At 61.0% G+C, this 15,673-nt stretch carries 14 protein-coding genes and 1 pseudogene; 4 read left to right on the top strand and 11 right to left on the bottom strand.

Annotated elements, in window-relative coordinates; all coding sequences use genetic code 11:
• Positions 1-249: 249 nt before the first annotated feature.
• From PspTeo4_RS16695 to hmpA, 9 genes are all read right to left on the bottom strand, one after another.
• Positions 250-633, bottom strand: coding sequence for a YkgJ family cysteine cluster protein (locus PspTeo4_RS16695; protein WP_322364949.1), 384 nt, complete (start codon positions 631-633; stop codon positions 250-252).
• A gap of 151 nt (positions 634-784) precedes the next feature.
• Positions 785-1,996: an alanine transaminase gene (gene alaC / locus PspTeo4_RS16700; RefSeq protein WP_322364951.1), complete on the bottom strand. Its 1,212-nt coding sequence runs from the start codon at positions 1,994-1,996 to the stop codon at positions 785-787.
• A 430-nt stretch (positions 1,997-2,426) separates the two neighbouring features.
• A complete protein-coding gene (cyoE, locus tag PspTeo4_RS16705; RefSeq protein WP_322364953.1) occupies positions 2,427-3,314 on the bottom strand; it encodes a heme o synthase in 888 nt (295 codons plus the stop codon).
• 11 nt (positions 3,315-3,325) lie between these two features.
• Positions 3,326-3,658: a cytochrome o ubiquinol oxidase subunit IV gene (gene cyoD / locus PspTeo4_RS16710; protein ID WP_322364955.1), complete on the bottom strand. Its 333-nt coding sequence runs from the start codon at positions 3,656-3,658 to the stop codon at positions 3,326-3,328.
• Positions 3,658-4,281, bottom strand: a complete 624-nt coding sequence (gene cyoC / locus PspTeo4_RS16715) for a cytochrome o ubiquinol oxidase subunit III (RefSeq protein WP_322364956.1) — start codon at positions 4,279-4,281, stop codon at positions 3,658-3,660. The genes cyoD and cyoC overlap by 1 nt, the downstream gene beginning before the upstream one ends.
• A gap of 3 nt (positions 4,282-4,284) precedes the next feature.
• On the bottom strand, positions 4,285-6,303 hold the full coding sequence (cyoB, locus tag PspTeo4_RS16720; RefSeq protein WP_322364958.1) for a cytochrome o ubiquinol oxidase subunit I: 2,019 nt from the start codon (positions 6,301-6,303) through the stop codon (positions 4,285-4,287).
• A gap of 3 nt (positions 6,304-6,306) precedes the next feature.
• Positions 6,307-7,251 carry a ubiquinol oxidase subunit II gene (gene cyoA, locus PspTeo4_RS16725; RefSeq protein ID WP_322364960.1) on the bottom strand — a complete coding sequence of 315 codons (945 nt, stop codon included), beginning with the start codon at positions 7,249-7,251 and terminating at the stop codon, positions 6,307-6,309.
• A 561-nt stretch (positions 7,252-7,812) separates the two neighbouring features.
• Positions 7,813-8,319, bottom strand: a complete 507-nt coding sequence (locus PspTeo4_RS16730; protein WP_322364962.1) for a disulfide bond formation protein B — start codon at positions 8,317-8,319, stop codon at positions 7,813-7,815.
• 385 nt (positions 8,320-8,704) lie between these two features.
• A complete protein-coding gene (hmpA, locus tag PspTeo4_RS16735) occupies positions 8,705-9,883 on the bottom strand; it encodes an NO-inducible flavohemoprotein (protein ID WP_322364964.1) in 1,179 nt (392 codons plus the stop codon).
• A 154-nt stretch (positions 9,884-10,037) separates the two neighbouring features.
• Between hmpA and norR the strand changes: the two genes are divergently transcribed.
• From norR to PspTeo4_RS16755, 4 genes are all read left to right on the top strand, one after another.
• Positions 10,038-11,588 (top strand): nitric oxide reductase transcriptional regulator NorR, encoded by a 1,551-nt coding sequence (gene norR / locus PspTeo4_RS16740; protein ID WP_322364966.1) that lies wholly within the window; start codon positions 10,038-10,040, stop codon positions 11,586-11,588.
• A gap of 92 nt (positions 11,589-11,680) precedes the next feature.
• A complete protein-coding gene (locus tag PspTeo4_RS16745; protein WP_322364968.1) occupies positions 11,681-12,580 on the top strand; it encodes a chemotaxis protein in 900 nt (299 codons plus the stop codon).
• Between the two features lie 87 nt (positions 12,581-12,667).
• Entirely contained in the window at positions 12,668-12,979 is a 312-nt protein-coding gene (locus PspTeo4_RS16750; RefSeq protein ID WP_322364970.1) for a hypothetical protein, read from the top strand.
• Positions 12,976-13,710, top strand: coding sequence for a YkgJ family cysteine cluster protein (locus tag PspTeo4_RS16755; protein ID WP_322364972.1), 735 nt, complete (start codon positions 12,976-12,978; stop codon positions 13,708-13,710). Before PspTeo4_RS16750 ends, PspTeo4_RS16755 begins: the two co-directional genes overlap by 4 nt.
• Positions 13,711-13,904: 194 nt before the next feature.
• Here PspTeo4_RS16755 and PspTeo4_RS16760 read toward each other — a convergent pair whose 3' ends face one another.
• Together PspTeo4_RS16760 and PspTeo4_RS29980 are read right to left on the bottom strand one after the other, a co-directional pair.
• On the bottom strand, positions 13,905-15,002 hold the full coding sequence (locus PspTeo4_RS16760) for a methyl-accepting chemotaxis protein (RefSeq protein WP_416196980.1): 1,098 nt from the start codon (positions 15,000-15,002) through the stop codon (positions 13,905-13,907).
• A gap of 204 nt (positions 15,003-15,206) precedes the next feature.
• Positions 15,207-15,530 (bottom strand): annotated as a pseudogene (locus PspTeo4_RS29980) (PAS domain-containing protein); the annotation flags it as partial.
• Positions 15,531-15,673: the final 143 nt, after the last annotated feature.

Genomic DNA, 15,673 nt, shown 5'->3' on the forward strand with positions numbered 1-15,673 from the left:
GCGGGCAGGCAGGCGTAAAGATAAGTTAAATAGTGTTAATGCTATGTAAAGGTGCCAGGTATTTCGCGGGTTTCGAGCGATGCCTGGTTGGATCCAACCGACGAGCGGTAGTGGCACTTCGCCAATGCGTGAACGGGTTAACCGTTTCAGTCACTTCCTTGGCGAAACAGACACTGTGGAAGCCGGTTTACCCGCGAAAACGTCAGTGAATTCATGGACGCCTATGTGGATAAACCGACTGCTGCAAGGTCAGGCCACCTTGGCCCCGCCATCCGGCCAATTCGGCTCGTTGGCCCCCGGCGGCGTCAACGGTGGCAGGCCGTAGAACGCGCGTGCATCGTCGCAGCTGGGGTTATGCACACCATTTTCCCAGGACGCATCGAATTCACGGCAGGGGCTGGAGCGGTTCTCGTAGATGGTGCAGGCCACCTGAGTGCCGATCTCGCCGCCCAGGCTGATGCAGCGACAGGGCTTGGCGTCGGTGCCGATCATGGCTACGCGGGTGGGGTTGATCTGTACCACCAGGTCATCGGGCACAAGCCCCCCGGCAGACTGGCATTCACCCCAAAAGAAGGACACACGGAAGTACCCGCAGCAGGCGCCGCAGTCAAGGCAAGGGTTGTTTTCGGACATGATGGCACGGAGGGAAGGTTGTTGTTATCGGGACTGGCCCGCGGCGCCATTTTTAATCGAAGCCAGGTCGGCTGAGAAGAGGGGTAATGCAAAAAAACATTGCCGCCGATCCGGCAGCATCAGGGGCCGGTTCACGGCCCCTGATTCACGACTACTTATTACGGGCCAGGCCGTCAGCCCGGAACATCTGGCGGATGCCGCGAATCGCCTGGCGAATGCGGTCCTGGTTCTCGATCAGGGCAAAGCGCACATGGTCATCGCCGTAGTCGCCGAAGCCGATGCCCGGAGAAACACAGACCTTGGCCTCGGCCAGCAGCTTCTTGGAAAACTCCAGCGAGCCAAGATGGGCGTACTGCTCTGGAATCTTCGCCCAGACGTACATCGATGCCTTGGGATTCTCGACCATCCAGCCCAACTCGTGCAGCCCTTTGACCAGCAAGTTGCGACGCTGGCGGTACTGCTCGGCAATGTCGCGCACGCATTGCTGGTCGCCTTCCAGTGCCGCGATGGCCGCCACTTGCAGCGGTGTGAAGGTACCGTAGTCGTGGTAGCTCTTGATCCGCGCCAGGGCACTCACCAGCTCGGGGTTGCCGACCATGAAGCCGATGCGCCAACCGGCCATGTTGTAGCTCTTGGACAGGGTGAAGAACTCCACCGCAATGTCCTTGGCACCCGGAACCTGCATGATCGACGGAGCCTTCCAGCCGTCGTAGACGATGTCGGCGTAGGCCAGGTCATGCACCACCAGTACGTCATATTGCTTGGCCAAGGCCACCACGCGCTCGAAGAAGTCCAGCTCGACACACTGAGCGGTGGGGTTGGAGGGGAAGCCGAGGATCATCATCTTAGGCTTGGGGATGGACTCGCGAATCGCCCGCTCAAGCTCGTTGAAGAAGTCCACGCCCGGCACCAGCGGCACGGAGCGAACCTGCGCTCCGGCGATGACCGCGCCGTAGATGTGAATCGGGTAGCTCGGGTTGGGCACCAGCACGGTGTCGCCATGGTCGAGGGTGCCAAGCATCAGGTGCGCCAGGCCCTCTTTCGAACCAATGGTGACGATGGCTTCGCTTTCCGGGTCGATGTCGACCTCGTAGCGGTCCTTGTACCAGTTGGAGATGGCACGGCGCAGACGCGGAATACCACGAGAGGTGGAGTAGCCATGGGTGTCTTCACGCTGGGCGACCTGCACCAGCTTCTCGACGATGTGCGGCGGTGTGGCACCGTCGGGGTTGCCCATGCTCAGGTCGATGATGTCCTCGCCACGGCGGCGGGCTGCCATCTTGAGCTCGGCGGTGATGTTGAAGACGTAGGGCGGGAGACGATCGATACGCGCAAAGCGGCGCGGCGAACCTGGATTGGCCATGGTTTCCTCTGGAGACGTAAGCGCCCGGAACCGTCCGAGCGACGTTGGCCGATGTGGCGGCCTGATTCAGAAGATAGTGCCGAAACAGGATACCTGTAAAGGACAATTTCCTGTTTTGTTAGAATTTTTCAGATGTATTTTTTGAAAATTCAAATTTTATGTTTTTAGGGACTGCCCTATCGCCGGCAAGCCGGCTCCCACAGGTACAGCGACGACCTCAAGATCACCGCAATACCTGTAGGAGCCGGCTTGCCGGCGATAAGGCCGGTACAGGCAACACAAGACAGTTGCTCCCACAGGAATTACACAGGCCCTGAGTTCTGTGCAATACCTGTGGGAGCGGGTTTACCCGCGAAGGGGCCAGCACAGAAAAAACCCATAAAAAAACCCCGGCGCATTGGCCGGGGTTTTCGTGTAACAGGCAGCTGTATCAGCGCGCGTAGGTCATCAGCACGTCCGCAGCGGTCTGGCTGTCCACCGACATCATCACGCTCAGGGCGGTGACGGTGAGGATGGAGAAACCGAATACCTTGCGGGCCCACTTGCTGTCGTCCTCGGCCTTGTAGCCACCCCACGCCATGTACAGCCAGTACAGGCCCATGGCTGCTGCCACGGCCAGGTAGCCGAGACCGGCGTAACCGCCGAGGGTAAGCATCAGGGTTGCGAGCACGAAGGCCAGCACGTACAGCACGATCTGCTTCTTCGCCGCCAGAATACCGCGCGCCACCGGCAGGACCGGAATGTTGGCAGCGCTGTAATCCTTGAAGCGGAAGATGGCGATCGCGAAGCTGTGCGGCATCTGCCACAGGCTGAACATCACCAGCAGGGTCACAGCAGCCAGGTCGAAGCTGTTGCTCACGGCGCAGTAGCCGATCACCGGAGGCATGGCACCCGAAAGGCTGCCGACCAAGGTGCCGTGCACCGATTTGCGCTTCAGCCACAGGCTGTAGAAACCGACGTAGACGATGAAGCCAATCAGCGCACAGAACGCCGACAGCGGGTTGGCCTGAACATACAGCAGGCTGAAGCCCGCCACCCCGAGAAGGGTGGCGTAGGCCAGCGCGAGGGGCAGCGGCATGCCGCCCTGAACCATGACGCGGTTCTTGGTACGTTCCATCTTGATGTCGATGTCGCGGTCGATGCAGTTGTTGAACACGCAACCGGACGCCACCACCAGGGAAGTACCCACTACCACCGCCAGGAACAGGGCGAAATCCACATGGCCCTTCGCGGCAAGGAAGAAACCGCCTGCCACGGAAAGCACGTTACCGAAAATGATCCCCGGTTTGGTGATTTGGATAAAGTGCTTAACGGACATGCAGTCTTACCTCACTTGGCCATCATTTCGAAGTGGATGCTGAACATGATCCACAGCGACAGGCCGACCAGCAGAGCGATTACCAGGGCGGTGAACAGGAACGTCGACACGTTGGAACGCTGCTCTTTCGAGCGGTCCATGTGCAGGAAGTACACGAGGTGTACGACTACCTGGATGACGGCCATGGCCACCACGACCAGAACGGTCAGGTTCTTCGGCAGGCTTGGGAACATCACCAGGCCGAACGGGATCGCGGTCAGGATGATCGACAGTACGAAGCCGACCATGTACGACTTGACGCTACCGTGATTGCCTTCGTGATGAGTGTCGTGTGCGCTAGCCATTACAGAACTCCCAGCAGGTAGACGACGGTGAATACGCAGATCCAGACCACGTCCAGGAAGTGCCAGAACAGGCTCAGGCAGCTCATGCGGGTCTTGGCGGTCGGCGTGATGCCGTGCTTGTTGATCTGGAACATCATGATTGCCATCCAGATCAGGCCGGCAGTCACGTGCAGACCGTGGGTACCTACCAGGGCGAAGAAGCCCGACAGGAAGCCACTGCGCTGCGGGCCGAAGCCCTCACCGATCAGGTGATGGAATTCATAGATTTCCATCGCGATGAAGCCAGCACCGAACAGGAAGGTCACAGCCAACCAGCCCAGTACACCTGCTTTGCTACCGGCGAACATCTTCAGCATGGCGAAGCCGAAGGTGATCGAGGACAGCAGCAGGAACGCGGTTTCAACCAGCACGAAGTCGAGCTGGAAGATGTCGTGACCCGACGGGCCGCCGGCAAAACTGCCGGACAGCACCGCGTAGGTGGCGAAGAGCGACGCAAACAGAATGCAGTCGGTCATCAGGTACAGCCAGAAACCGAGTACGGTCATCTGGCCCGAGTCGTGGTGGTGGTCGTCATGCCCATGGTCGTGACCATGAGCAGCACCGTGCATTACTTGACTGGACATTGATTACACCCGCTCAAACGATTCGACACGTGCGCCGGCAGGCAGAGCACCTGCTTTGGCCAGCGCTTTCATGCGCTCGCCTTCGATGCGCGCCACTTCTTCGGCCGGAACCATGTAGCCCTGGTCGTCACGCGCAGCGTGGCGAACGAAGACAGCGATGGTTGCAACCAGGCTTGCGCCAACCAGCCACCAGATGTGCCAGATGAAAGCGAAGCCGAAGACGGTCAGGAACAGGCCCATGAACAAACCGGTGGAGGTGTTGCTCGGCATGTGGATCGCGTCGAACTTGGTCGCCGGCTTGTAAGCCTTACCGGTTTCCTTGGTTTCGTGCCAGGCATCCAGACCAACCTGCTCAGGCATGTGAGCGAAGTTGTAGAACGGAGGTGGCGACGAAGTCGACCATTCCAGGGTACGGCCGCCCCATGGGTCGCCGGTCACGTCCAGGTTCTGGTTGCGGTCGCGGATCGAGACAACGATCTGGATCAGCTGGCAAGCGATACCGAACAGGATCAGCACGGCGCCGGCAACGGCTACGTACAGGTAGGGTTCCCACAGTGGGTTGTCGGAGTGGTTCAGACGACGGGTCATGCCCATGAAGCCCAGAGCGTACAGCGGCATGAACGCTACGTAGAAGCCAGAGATCCAGAACCAGAAGGCAGCTTTGCCCCACTTCTCGTTCAGCTTGAAGCCGAACGCTTTTGGCCACCAGTAAGCGAAGCCGGCGATGTAGCCGAATACCGCACCACCGATGATCACGTTGTGGAAGTGAGCGATTACGAACAGGCTGTTGTGCAGAACGAAGTCAGCACCTGGAACAGCCAGCAGAACGCCAGTCATACCACCGATCGAGAAGGTGATCATGAAGCCCAGGGTCCACAGCATTGGCGCGGTGAAGCGCACACGGCCCTGGTACATGGTGAACAGCCAGTTGAACAGCTTCACACCAGTCGGAATGGAGATCAGCATCGTCGCCAGGCCGAAGAAGGTGTTGACGCTGGCGCCGGCACCCATGGTGAAGAAGTGGTGCAGCCATACAGCGAAGCCCAGAACGGCGATGGCGCCCGATGCGTAGATCATCGAGTGGTGGCCGAACAGACGCTTGCCGGAGAAGGTCGAAGTCACTTCCGAGAACACGCCGAAGGCCGGCAGGATCAGGATGTAAACCTCAGGGTGACCCCACGCCCAGAACAGGTTGACGTACATCATCGGGTTCCCACCAAGCTCGTTGGTGAAAATGTGGAAGTCCAGATAACGGTCAACAGTCAGCAGAGCGAGTGCAGCGGTCAGGATCGGGAACGAAGCCACGATCAGCACGTTGGCCCAGGTGCAGGTCCAGGTGAAGATCGGCATGTCCATCAGCTTCATGCCAGGGGCGCGCATCTTCATCACGGTGACGAGGAAGTTCACGCCTGTCAGTGTCGTACCCAAGCCTGAGAGCTGTAGCGCCCAGATGTAGTAGTCGACACCCACCCCAGGGCTGTACTGAATGCCCGCGAGCGGCGGATAGGCAACCCAGCCGGTCTTGGCGAATTCACCAACGCCCAGCGAGATGTTGACCAGCAGCACGCCTGCCAGCAGCAGGTAGAAGCTCAGGGAGTTCAGGAACGGGAAGGCAACGTCACGTGCACCGATCTGCAGAGGAACCGCCAGGTTCATCAGACCAGTGAAGAACGGCATCGCCATGAAGATGATCATGATCACACCGTGAGCGGTGAAGATCTGGTCATAGTGTTCAGGCGGCAGGTAGCCTTCGGAGCCGCCGGTAGCAGCAGCCAGCTGGGTACGCATCATGATGGCGTCGGCGAAGCCGCGCAGCAGCATGACCATCGCGACGATGATGTACATCACCCCGATTTTCTTGTGGTCGACCGTGGTCAGCCACTCAGTCCACAAGTAGGTCCACTTGCGGAAGTAGGTGATAGCACCAACGACAGCGATACCACCGAGCGCGATCATGGCAAGCGTCACCATGACTATCGGCTCGTGATAGGGTATCGCCTCCAGGCTTAATTTACCGAACATCTCTTACTCCTCTGCACCGGCAGCTGGTTGCATACTCGATTCCACACCCTTGGTAGTGGCCAGGTCTTTGCTGCCTGCTTCTTCGTGGCTCGGACGACCGCGATTCATACCTTCGTACTTGTCGACGATGATCTGGAACTGGTCAGGCGAGGCCTCGCTGTACAGCGCGACTGGGTTGTTTTCGCTTGGTTTGGCCAAGGCGTCGTATTCGGCCTTGTCCAGCTTCTTCGGCGACTGCTTGACCTCGGCGACCCACTTGTCGAAGTCTTCCTGAGAGGTTGCAGTGGCCTTGAATTTCATGCCGGTGAAGCCAGCGCCGCTGTAGTTGGCGCTGATACCGTCGAACTCGCCGTTCTCGTTGGCGATCAGGTGCAGCTTGGTGGTCATGCCCGCCATCGCGTAGATCTGGCCGCCCAGACCTGGGATGAAGAACGAGTTCATCACGGCGTCGGAGGTCACACGGAAGTTGACCGGGGTGTTAGCCGGGAAGACGATCTTGTTGACCGTGGCAATGCCTTGTTCCGGGTAGATGAACAGCCATTTCCAGTCCAGCGCGACCACGTCGATCTGCACCGGTTTCACGTCGGAATCCAGTGGACGGTACGGGTCCAGCTTGTGGGTGGAGTGGTAGGTGACGTAACCCAGGGCGATGATGATGATGATCGGGATGATCCACACCGCTGCCTCGATCTTGGTCGAGTGCGACCAGTCAGGCGTGTAGGTGGCAGCCTTGTTGGAAGCACGGTACTTCCAGGCGAACGCCACGGTCATGATGATGACCGGAATCACCACCAGCAGCATCAGGCCGGTAGCGATAAGGATGAGGTTCTTTTGCTCAATGCCGACCTGACCTTTCGGGTCGAGCAGGGTCCAGTTGCACCCACTGAGTAAAAGCATGCCTAAAAAGGGCAATATGCCAAACAGTCTGGGGTAACGCTTTTTACTCATCTCACGACCTCTAGATCAGCTTGCTTCAATGCAATTTGTGTTTTGGTAGCCAACACTTCGTCCTGCCAAGTGCGGCATTTCGCGCCCGTACTCGCTCCTGCCCGGGGTCCGACTGCAGGAACCTTGGCGTCAAGCGGGTTAGCGGTGCTTATGGTTTCGTAGGCAACAGGCCTGTACTTCAGACCAAGTCCATTTGGTGCGGGAAAACGCGGAGGGGGGTCCGCCCGGTATCGCCGTTGGGCGAAACTTGACGAAGTCAGCAATAAGGGAGCGCTGCGGCTTCCTTCAATCCTGCGACTCGCAAGCAGTGCCGAACGGAAATTGGGGGCGATTGTAGATAGGTCGCTTACCCTTGACTATGACTTATTGAGCAACAGTCTTTTACAGAATCTGCAACAATAGCACTCGAAAAATCAACTTCGCGACAGTTTGTCGCACCCCGCTTGATAGCTCTCAAACCCGCATTCTGCAAGGCTTCGTGATTGATCTGGATCAAGCGGGAGGTGACTTTTCGCTCTTCTCACGCGGCGTAAAAGACCACGTGGAAATCGGGACTTTTGTCTAAGACCCACGTCGGTTGCGGTAGATCCCCAGCGGTACCAGGATGGCCGTGAGAACGAATGCAACCAGCGCCCATTGCGCCAGCGACAAGCCGAGGATCGGCGGGTACGGCGTGCTGCAGAAGCCGTCGACCTGGAACGCCAGCGGCCACAGTTTGGCCAACGGCAGGTCGTCGACGATCGGTTGCAGGGTGTCAATGCCACAACTGACCATCGGGTTGGCGAGTATATACACATGGTTGCCCGCCGCAACGATTCCGCCAATCGCACTGAGCACCACCAGAGCCTCGAAGAAGGTCAGGCTGCGGCGCCCGGGCATGGCGGCGGCGATGAACGCGAACACGGCAATGAACAGCAAGGCGTAGCGCTGCAGAATGCACAGTGGGCAAGGGGCCTCGCCGAGCACCACTTGCATGTAGAGCGCGCCACCGATCAGGGAGAGGCAGATCACCCCCAGCAGCACCAGAAAGCGCCGTTCCCGATTCAGGCGCGATGTTTGTTCGTTCATTGCCGATTCCTTCGATGGAGAGTGGCAGCGTGCAATTCGCCTGCCTTGCGCAAGTCTACACGCCGGCTTGACCTTTGAGCATGTCGAGGAAGCGGCATGGCAGCGCTGCGCTGCGCTATCCAGAGATGGCTGAGACCTGTTGACGCGACGTGGGTTCAACGTCGGCCCGCAAAAAACGGCTGCCCGGATGTCGCGCAGGGGCAAGCCCCTCGACACCCGGGAGTGAAGGATACAGTGATTAAAGGAGGATTAAAGGTGAAAGATGGTCAGTGCAGATTCATCTTCTCTTTATATATAGCTGTACCGGCCTGATCGCCGGAAAGCCGGCTCCCACGGGTTCTGTGAGAGCCGGCTTGCCGGCGATCAGGCCAGTACCGTCAGCGCATCACTCCAGCGCAGCCGCCGGCCCGAAGAACTCGTAGCGGCTCTGCTGCTCGGGTACGCCCAACCCTTTCAGATGGCGCTTCACCGCTGCCATGAAGCCCTTCGGCCCCAGGAAGTAGGCATCCACGTCTCGCTCGACGGGCATCCACTCGGCCAGCAGGTCCTCGCTCAACAGGCCAACCGCATGGGCATCGCCGCTTGCGTCCGCTTCGGCGTAGCAATAGAAGTGCTGCAGTTGCGGGTGGCGCTCGGCCAACTCGCCGACCCAATCGCGGAAGGCATGCACCGCGCTATTGCGCGCACAGTGAATGAAATGCACGGGACGCTGGGTCTTGAGCGCCGCCTCCAGCATCGCCAGGGTTGGGGTGATGCCCACACCACCGCTGATCAGCACCAACGGTTTGTCGCTGGCGGCCAGGGTAAAGTCGCCAGACGGCGGGAACAGCTGCAGGGTATCGCCGACGTTCAGCTTGTCGTGCAGGTAGTTGGAAACCTTGCCACCGGCCTCGCGCTTGACGCTGATGCGGTACTCCTTGCCGTCGCACAGTGCCGACAGCGAGTAATTGCGGCGTTGCTCGGCCCCGTCGATGAACAGCTGCAAGCCAATGTACTGGCCCGGTTCAGCCTTGAGCACCGGCTTGCCATCCACCGGGGCAAAGTAGAACGAGACGATCTCGCTGCTCTCCTGCTCACGGCGTACCAGGCGGAACTCACGGGTGCCACGCCAGCCACCAGCGGCTTCTTCCTTCTGCTTGTAGAGGCTTTCTTCCGCGCCGATGAGGATATCGGCCAGTTGGCCATAGGCCGCGCCCCAAGCCGCGATCACCTCGGGAGTGGCGATGTCCTTGCCCAGGACTTCTTCGATAGCCCGCAGCAGGCAGCTGCCGACGATCGGGTAGTGCTCCGGGAGAATCTGCAGGGCGACATGCTTGTTGATGATCTGGCCGACCAGGCCACCCAGTTGTTCGAGCTGGTCGATGTGGCGGGCGTACATCAGCACGCCGTTGGCCAGGGCACGTGGCTGGTCACCACTGGCCTGGTGGGCCTGGTTGAACAGAGGACGCACCTCGGGGTATTCGCTGAGCATCATCTTGTAGAAGTGAGTGGTCAGCGCTTCGCCACCGCTTTCGAGCAGGGGGACAGTGGCCTTGATGATTGCACGTTGTTCGGCATTGAGCATTGCAGCGACTCCTGAGCCTGTGGCTTCGAATGGTTGTCATGGCTATTTCAGCAATCGTGCCAACTCTAAAACCCAATGAAATCAGGGCATTGACGCAGGTCATGTCAAAACGACCCACCCCGGCGTATAGTCATTAGGACCAACTGGAGTCTTTATGACCACAAAGCCCCTGCTCACTGCCCTCCTCCCCCTGGTCAGCGACTTGTCCCGCGACCTGCCCGACCAGGAACGTTACCGCCGCCTGCTGCAGGCGATGCGTGGCCTGCTGCCGTGCGATGCCGCCGCGCTGCTGCGCCTGGACGGTGAATGGCTGGTGCCGCTGGCCGTGGACGGGCTGTCGCCAGATACGCTGGGCCGGCGCTTTCGGGTCAGTGAGCACCCGCGCTTTCAGATTCTGCTCAGCCGCCCTGAGCCGACACGCTTCGCCAGCGACTCCGAATTGCCCGACCCTTACGACGGCCTGGTACATGCCCCAGACGCCAACCTCGAGGTGCATGACTGCATGGGCTGCCCGTTGATGGTCGATGAACGCCCTTGGGGCCTTGTCACCCTCGACGCCCTGACCCCCGGCCAGTTCCAGAGCCTTGAGCTGGAGGCACTTCAAGCCTTTGCCAGTCTGGCCGCCGCCACCGTGACCGTGGCCGAACGCATCGAACACCTGGCCCTGCGTGCTGAGGACGAACACCACCGAGCCGAAATCTACCGCCAGGCCAGCGGCCAGAACAAAGAGCTGATTGGCCAGAGCAAAGCGCACAAACGTCTGGTCGAGGAGATCCGCCTGGTGGGTGGCAGTGACCTGACCGTGCTGATCACCGGCGAGACCGGCGTGGGCAAGGAGCTGGTCGCCCAGGCCATCCACCAGGCGAGCAAACGCGCCGACCAGCCACTGATCAGCCTCAACTGCGCGGCGTTGCCCGACACCCTGGTGGAAAGCGAACTGTTTGGCCATGTGCGCGGTGCCTTCACCGGCGCCCACGGTGAGCGGCGCGGCAAGTTCGAGCTGGCCAACGGCGGCACGCTGTTCCTCGATGAAGTCGGTGAGCTGCCACTGGCCGTGCAAGCCAAACTGTTGCGGGTGCTACAGAGCGGCCAGTTGCAACGACTGGGCTCGGACCGCGAGCACCAGGTGGATGTGCGCCTGATCGCCGCCACCAACCGCGACTTGGCCGCCGAGGTGCGCAACGGTAACTTCCGCGCCGACTTCTATCACCGCCTGAGCGTCTATCCCTTGCAGGTACCCCCCCTGCGCGAACGCGGCCGTGACGTACTGATGCTGGCGGGCTACTTCCTCGAGCAAAACCGCTCGCGGCTTGGCCTGAACAGCCTGCGCCTGTCCAGCGAAGCGCAAGCCGCACTGCTGGCCTACGATTGGCCGGGCAATGTACGAGAACTGGAGCACTTGATCGGCCGTTCGGCGCTCAAGGCATTGGGCCAACACACCGATCGCCCACGCATTCTGACCCTGGAAGCCCACGACCTGGACCTGCGCGCCGTTGCAACGCCGGGCGATATTCCCTCCTTCACGCCGCTGCCGGAAACCCCGCTACCAGACGGTGGCCTGCGCGAAGCCGTCGACGCCTACCAACGCCAGGTAATCGAGGCCTGCCTACAGCGCCATCAGGAAAACTGGGCCGCGGCCTCCCGCGAGCTGGGGCTGGACCGTGCCAACCTCAGCCGGCTAGCCCGCCGGCTCGGGCTACGTTGACAGCGCGGGCCAAGGGGAAATCCTGCGCCGGGCCTAAAGCCCGGTCGCCGCGCGCCGATAACCCGGCATTCCCTCTTTGAACGAAGGTCACCATGGCCACGCAAAATGCCCGCGCGGACGCGTTGTCCCTGCTGCTGTTCACCCTGCGCAGCGGCAAGCTGATGGCAATCAACCTGCTCAAGGTCAGCGAAATCATCCCCTGCCCGCCCCTGACCCGACTGCCTGAATCGCACCCCCACGTCAAAGGCGTGGCCACCCTGCGCGGTAATTCGCTGTCGGTGATCGACCTGTCCCGCGCCATCGGCGAGCGTCCCCTGGCCGACCCGGACGGCGGCTGCCTGATCGTCACCGAGATCAGCCGCTCGCGCCAAGGCCTGCATGTGCAGGCCGTCAGCCGCATCGTTCACTGCCTGACCACCGACATCAAGCCGCCGCCCTATGGTTCGGGCAACCGCTCGTTCATCACCGGCGTGACCCGGGTCGACAACACGCTGGTACAGGTGCTGGACATCGAAAAAGTCATCCACGGCATCGCCCCGCCCGAGCCCGAGGCGCACCCCGGTGAAGTGAGCGAGGAAGACGCCAGCCTGCTGGCCGCGGCCAACATCCTGGTGGTGGACGACAGCCAGGTCGCACTGCAACAGTCGGTGCATACCCTGCGCAACCTGGGCATCGAGTGCCACACCGCCCGCAGCGCCAAGGACGCCATCAACGTGCTGCTGGAGCTGCAAGGTACCGATCAGGAGATCAATATCATCGTCTCCGACATCGAGATGTCCGAGATGGACGGCTACGCCTTCACCCGAACCCTGCGCGAAACCCCGGACTTCCAGCACCTGTACATCCTCCTGCACACCTCGCTGGACAGCGCCATGAGCAGCGAGAAGGCCAAGGTGGCCGGAGCCAATGCCATCCTCACCAAGTTCTCCTCGCCAGAGCTGACCGATTGTCTGGTGGTGGCGGCACGGGCGGTGGTGTTCGCCGAGCACTGATATATTCAGCGACAAACTCCCCGGCTTGCGGCCGGGGTGCAGTGGGGCATAATCGCCCCCTCGGATGATTTTGTACCGGTAATGCGTATGAAGTTTCTCAGCACCCTCCTCATCACCTGCGCCCTGCTCAGCGGCGCGGCCCAGGCCTCCAACAGCCAGGCCTGGAACGAACAACGCCAGCAAATGCTCAAGGCCTGCCTCGCGGCCAGCCAGTTCAAGGATGCCCATGCCCGCGGCAAACCCGCGGAGTTCGATGACCAGGTCGGTTTCAGCGCCCTGCTGATCGAAGGTGTTTATCCACAGAAGCACATGCAGCAACGCACCGGCACCGAACTGTGCCTGTACGACCGCCAGCACCAGCGTGCCTTTGTCAGCGAATGGAACCCGGACGCCAAGTGAACGACAGTCTGCGTTTTGCCTGCACCGGCTGTGGCAAGTGCTGCACCGGCCACCATGTGCCCCTGACACTGGATGAAACGCGCCAATGGGCTACGTCTGGCGGCCAGGTGGTGGTGTTGATCGAAGGTTTCGTGGCCGATGGCCCCGGCATGCCTGTCGAGCAGCGCGAGCACGTGCTGCGCCGCTCCCTCACGGTGCCCTGCGGCAGCGCCGAGGCACGCGTCTCGGTCACCTTTGCCGCGTTCAACCCGGGGCGTTGCCGGAACCTGGACGATGACGACCTGTGCACGATTTATGAGTCACGGCCGCTGGTGTGCCGCATTTACCCGGTGGAGATCAACCCGCACATTCCCCTGCGGCCGGAAAACAAGGACTGCCCACCCGAAGCATGGGAACAGGGCCCCGAGCTGATCCATGGCACGCTGCCGGTCGACCCGCATCTGGCGGCGCTGGTGGAAGCTTCGCGCCAGGCCGACCGCGATGACATCACCGCCAAGGTTGCGCTGTGTCAGGCGTTGGGCATGACCACCAGTGCCCTGAAGGGCCGCGGCTTCACGGCCTACCTGCCGGAAATGGGTATATTTGCCGACGCACTGCAGCAACCACCCCACCCCCAGCAAACAGACTGGACACTGCATGTGCCTGATGCCGAACTAGGCGCAAGCCTGATTGAGCTTGGCCTGCAGACCACTGCTGAAACACCGGTGTATTACGCCTATATAGGCTTTTGAGCTGACAAGTTCCCTGCAAGCGCAAATTTTTTGCGTTGCCTGTACCGGCCTCATCGCCGGCAAGCCGGCTCCTACAGGTAATGCAATGATATTGAGAACGTCGCGGTCCATGTGGGAGCCGGCTTGCCGGCGATGAGGCCAGTAGGCCGTTAACCGCAGGGCCAGCAGCGAATGCCCCACGTTCCGGCCGACACCTACTGACAACGCCGCCAAAACTCATCCGCCAAGCGCCGCAAGTCCTGCGCCAGATACGCCACATCACTGGCACGGCTATGGCTGTGCTGCCCTACCTCGACGGTGGCCTCGCTGGCCTGACGGATGCTGACGATGTTGCGGTTGATGCTCTCGCTGACCTGGCTCTGCTGCTCCACCGCCGCAGCAATCTGCAGGCTCATCTCGTTGATCTGGTTGACCCGAACGCTGATGCCATCCAGGGCACTGCTGGCTTGCTGCGCCTGCTCGACGCTGTGCCCGGCATGCTCGCTGCTCTGCTGCATCACCTGCACGGCGGCACGGGCGCCGTCCTGCAAGGCGCCGATCATGCGCTGGATTTCATGAGTCGATTGCGCCGTGCGCTTGGCCAGGCCACGCACTTCGTCAGCCACCACGGCAAAACCGCGCCCCTGATCACCCGCCCGCGCCGCCTCTATCGCCGCATTGAGGGCCAGCAGGTTGGTTTGCTCGGCAATGCCCCGAATCACATCCAGCACCCCGGAGATTTCGCTACTGTGGTTTTCCAGCCGGTGAATCACCTGACTGGCTTCGGCCAAAGAGCCTGCCAACCCCTGAATGGCATTACGGTTGCGGTCGACCAGCCTGTGCCCGGCCTGGGTCTCGCCCTCGGCTTCGTCCGCCGCCACCGCCGCCAGCTGCGCGCTGCTCGCAACCTGGGCCACGCTGGCACTCATCTGATGAATCGCCGTGGCTACCTGGTCGGCTTCGCTTTGCTGCTCCAGGCTGTTGGCATGGCTGGTGTGCAGCGCATCCACCAGCGCCCCCGAATGGCCAGCCAGGCGGGTCGAGGTGTCGCCAATACGCCCTACCACCGCGCCCAGTTGCGCCTTGAGCATGCGCATGGCAAAGGTCACCTGACCGATGTCGTCACGTCGGCCTGTGTATAACTGCTGGCTCAATGGGTTGTCGGCAATGGTCAAGGCCTGTGCGCGCAAGCGTTCGAACGGACGCAGCAAGGCAACGATCACCAGGCTGCTCAAACCCGCAGCCAACAGCAACTCCAGCAGCGCGGGCACGCCGTCGACTCCCAGCAGCCAATGGCCCACTGCTGCCGCCAGCGCCAGCACGGCCCCGACACTCAGCATCAGCCGGCTGCGCAACCGCAATACCGGCAGGCGCTGACGCCAGCTGCCGCGCCCCTCGCGCAACTGTGCATAACAACGCTCCGCCGCCGTGACCAGTTCGGGACTGGGCTTGGTCCGCACCGACTGGTACTCGATGGTTTTACCGGCGCTGCTGATCGGCGAAACGAACGCACTGACCCAATAATGGTCGCCATTCTTGCAACGGTTCTTCACCAGCCCCATCCACGAACGCCCGGCCTTGAGCGTCTGCCACATCTGCTCGAAAGCCTGGGGCGGCATGTCCGGGTGGCGGACGATATGGTGGGCATTGCCCAGCAGTTCTTCGTGGGAGAACCCACTGACCGTCACGAAGTCCTGGTTGGCGTAGGTGATGCGGCTGTCCAGGTCAGTGGTGGAGAGAATGTTGGCATCGCCGGGGTAATCCACTTGGCGACCGGTAACAGGCAAATTGCACTTCATCGGAGGCACTCGTTGTTGTAGTTGGGAAGATCGGCAGGGCATTCGACTCTAGGGGCAAAAATCGGCGTTGCATTGATCCAGCGCAGGATATTGGCAATTGGCCACCAAGCAGCCGAAACTGTCAGCGCTGTCAGCCAGGCGTCACGCTGCCGACCCGGTCAGGGGGCTATAAGCTTGAATACAGA

This window comes from Pseudomonas sp. Teo4 (genome assembly GCF_034387475.1).
Classification (GTDB): domain Bacteria; phylum Pseudomonadota; class Gammaproteobacteria; order Pseudomonadales; family Pseudomonadaceae; genus Aquipseudomonas.

Excerpts from the sequence above, each read along its gene's own strand:
- PspTeo4_RS16695 (WP_322364949.1), bottom strand. The coding sequence starts at position 633 with ATGTCCGAAAACAACCCTTGCCTTGACTGCGGCGCCTGCTGCGGGTAC.
- alaC (WP_322364951.1), bottom strand. The coding sequence starts at position 1,996 with ATGGCCAATCCAGGTTCGCCGCGCCGCTTTGCGCGTATCGATCGTCTC.
- cyoE (WP_322364953.1), bottom strand. The coding sequence starts at position 3,314 with ATGTCCGTTAAGCACTTTATCCAAATCACCAAACCGGGGATCATTTTC.
- cyoD (WP_322364955.1), bottom strand. The coding sequence starts at position 3,658 with ATGGCTAGCGCACACGACACTCATCACGAAGGCAATCACGGTAGCGTC.
- cyoC (WP_322364956.1), bottom strand. The coding sequence starts at position 4,281 with ATGTCCAGTCAAGTAATGCACGGTGCTGCTCATGGTCACGACCATGGG.
- cyoB (WP_322364958.1), bottom strand. The coding sequence starts at position 6,303 with ATGTTCGGTAAATTAAGCCTGGAGGCGATACCCTATCACGAGCCGATA.
- cyoA (WP_322364960.1), bottom strand. The coding sequence starts at position 7,251 with ATGAGTAAAAAGCGTTACCCCAGACTGTTTGGCATATTGCCCTTTTTA.
- PspTeo4_RS16730 (WP_322364962.1), bottom strand. The coding sequence starts at position 8,319 with ATGAACGAACAAACATCGCGCCTGAATCGGGAACGGCGCTTTCTGGTG.
- hmpA (WP_322364964.1), bottom strand. The coding sequence starts at position 9,883 with ATGCTCAATGCCGAACAACGTGCAATCATCAAGGCCACTGTCCCCCTG.
- norR (WP_322364966.1), top strand. The coding sequence starts at position 10,038 with ATGACCACAAAGCCCCTGCTCACTGCCCTCCTCCCCCTGGTCAGCGAC.
- PspTeo4_RS16745 (WP_322364968.1), top strand. The coding sequence starts at position 11,681 with ATGGCCACGCAAAATGCCCGCGCGGACGCGTTGTCCCTGCTGCTGTTC.
- PspTeo4_RS16750 (WP_322364970.1), top strand. The coding sequence starts at position 12,668 with ATGAAGTTTCTCAGCACCCTCCTCATCACCTGCGCCCTGCTCAGCGGC.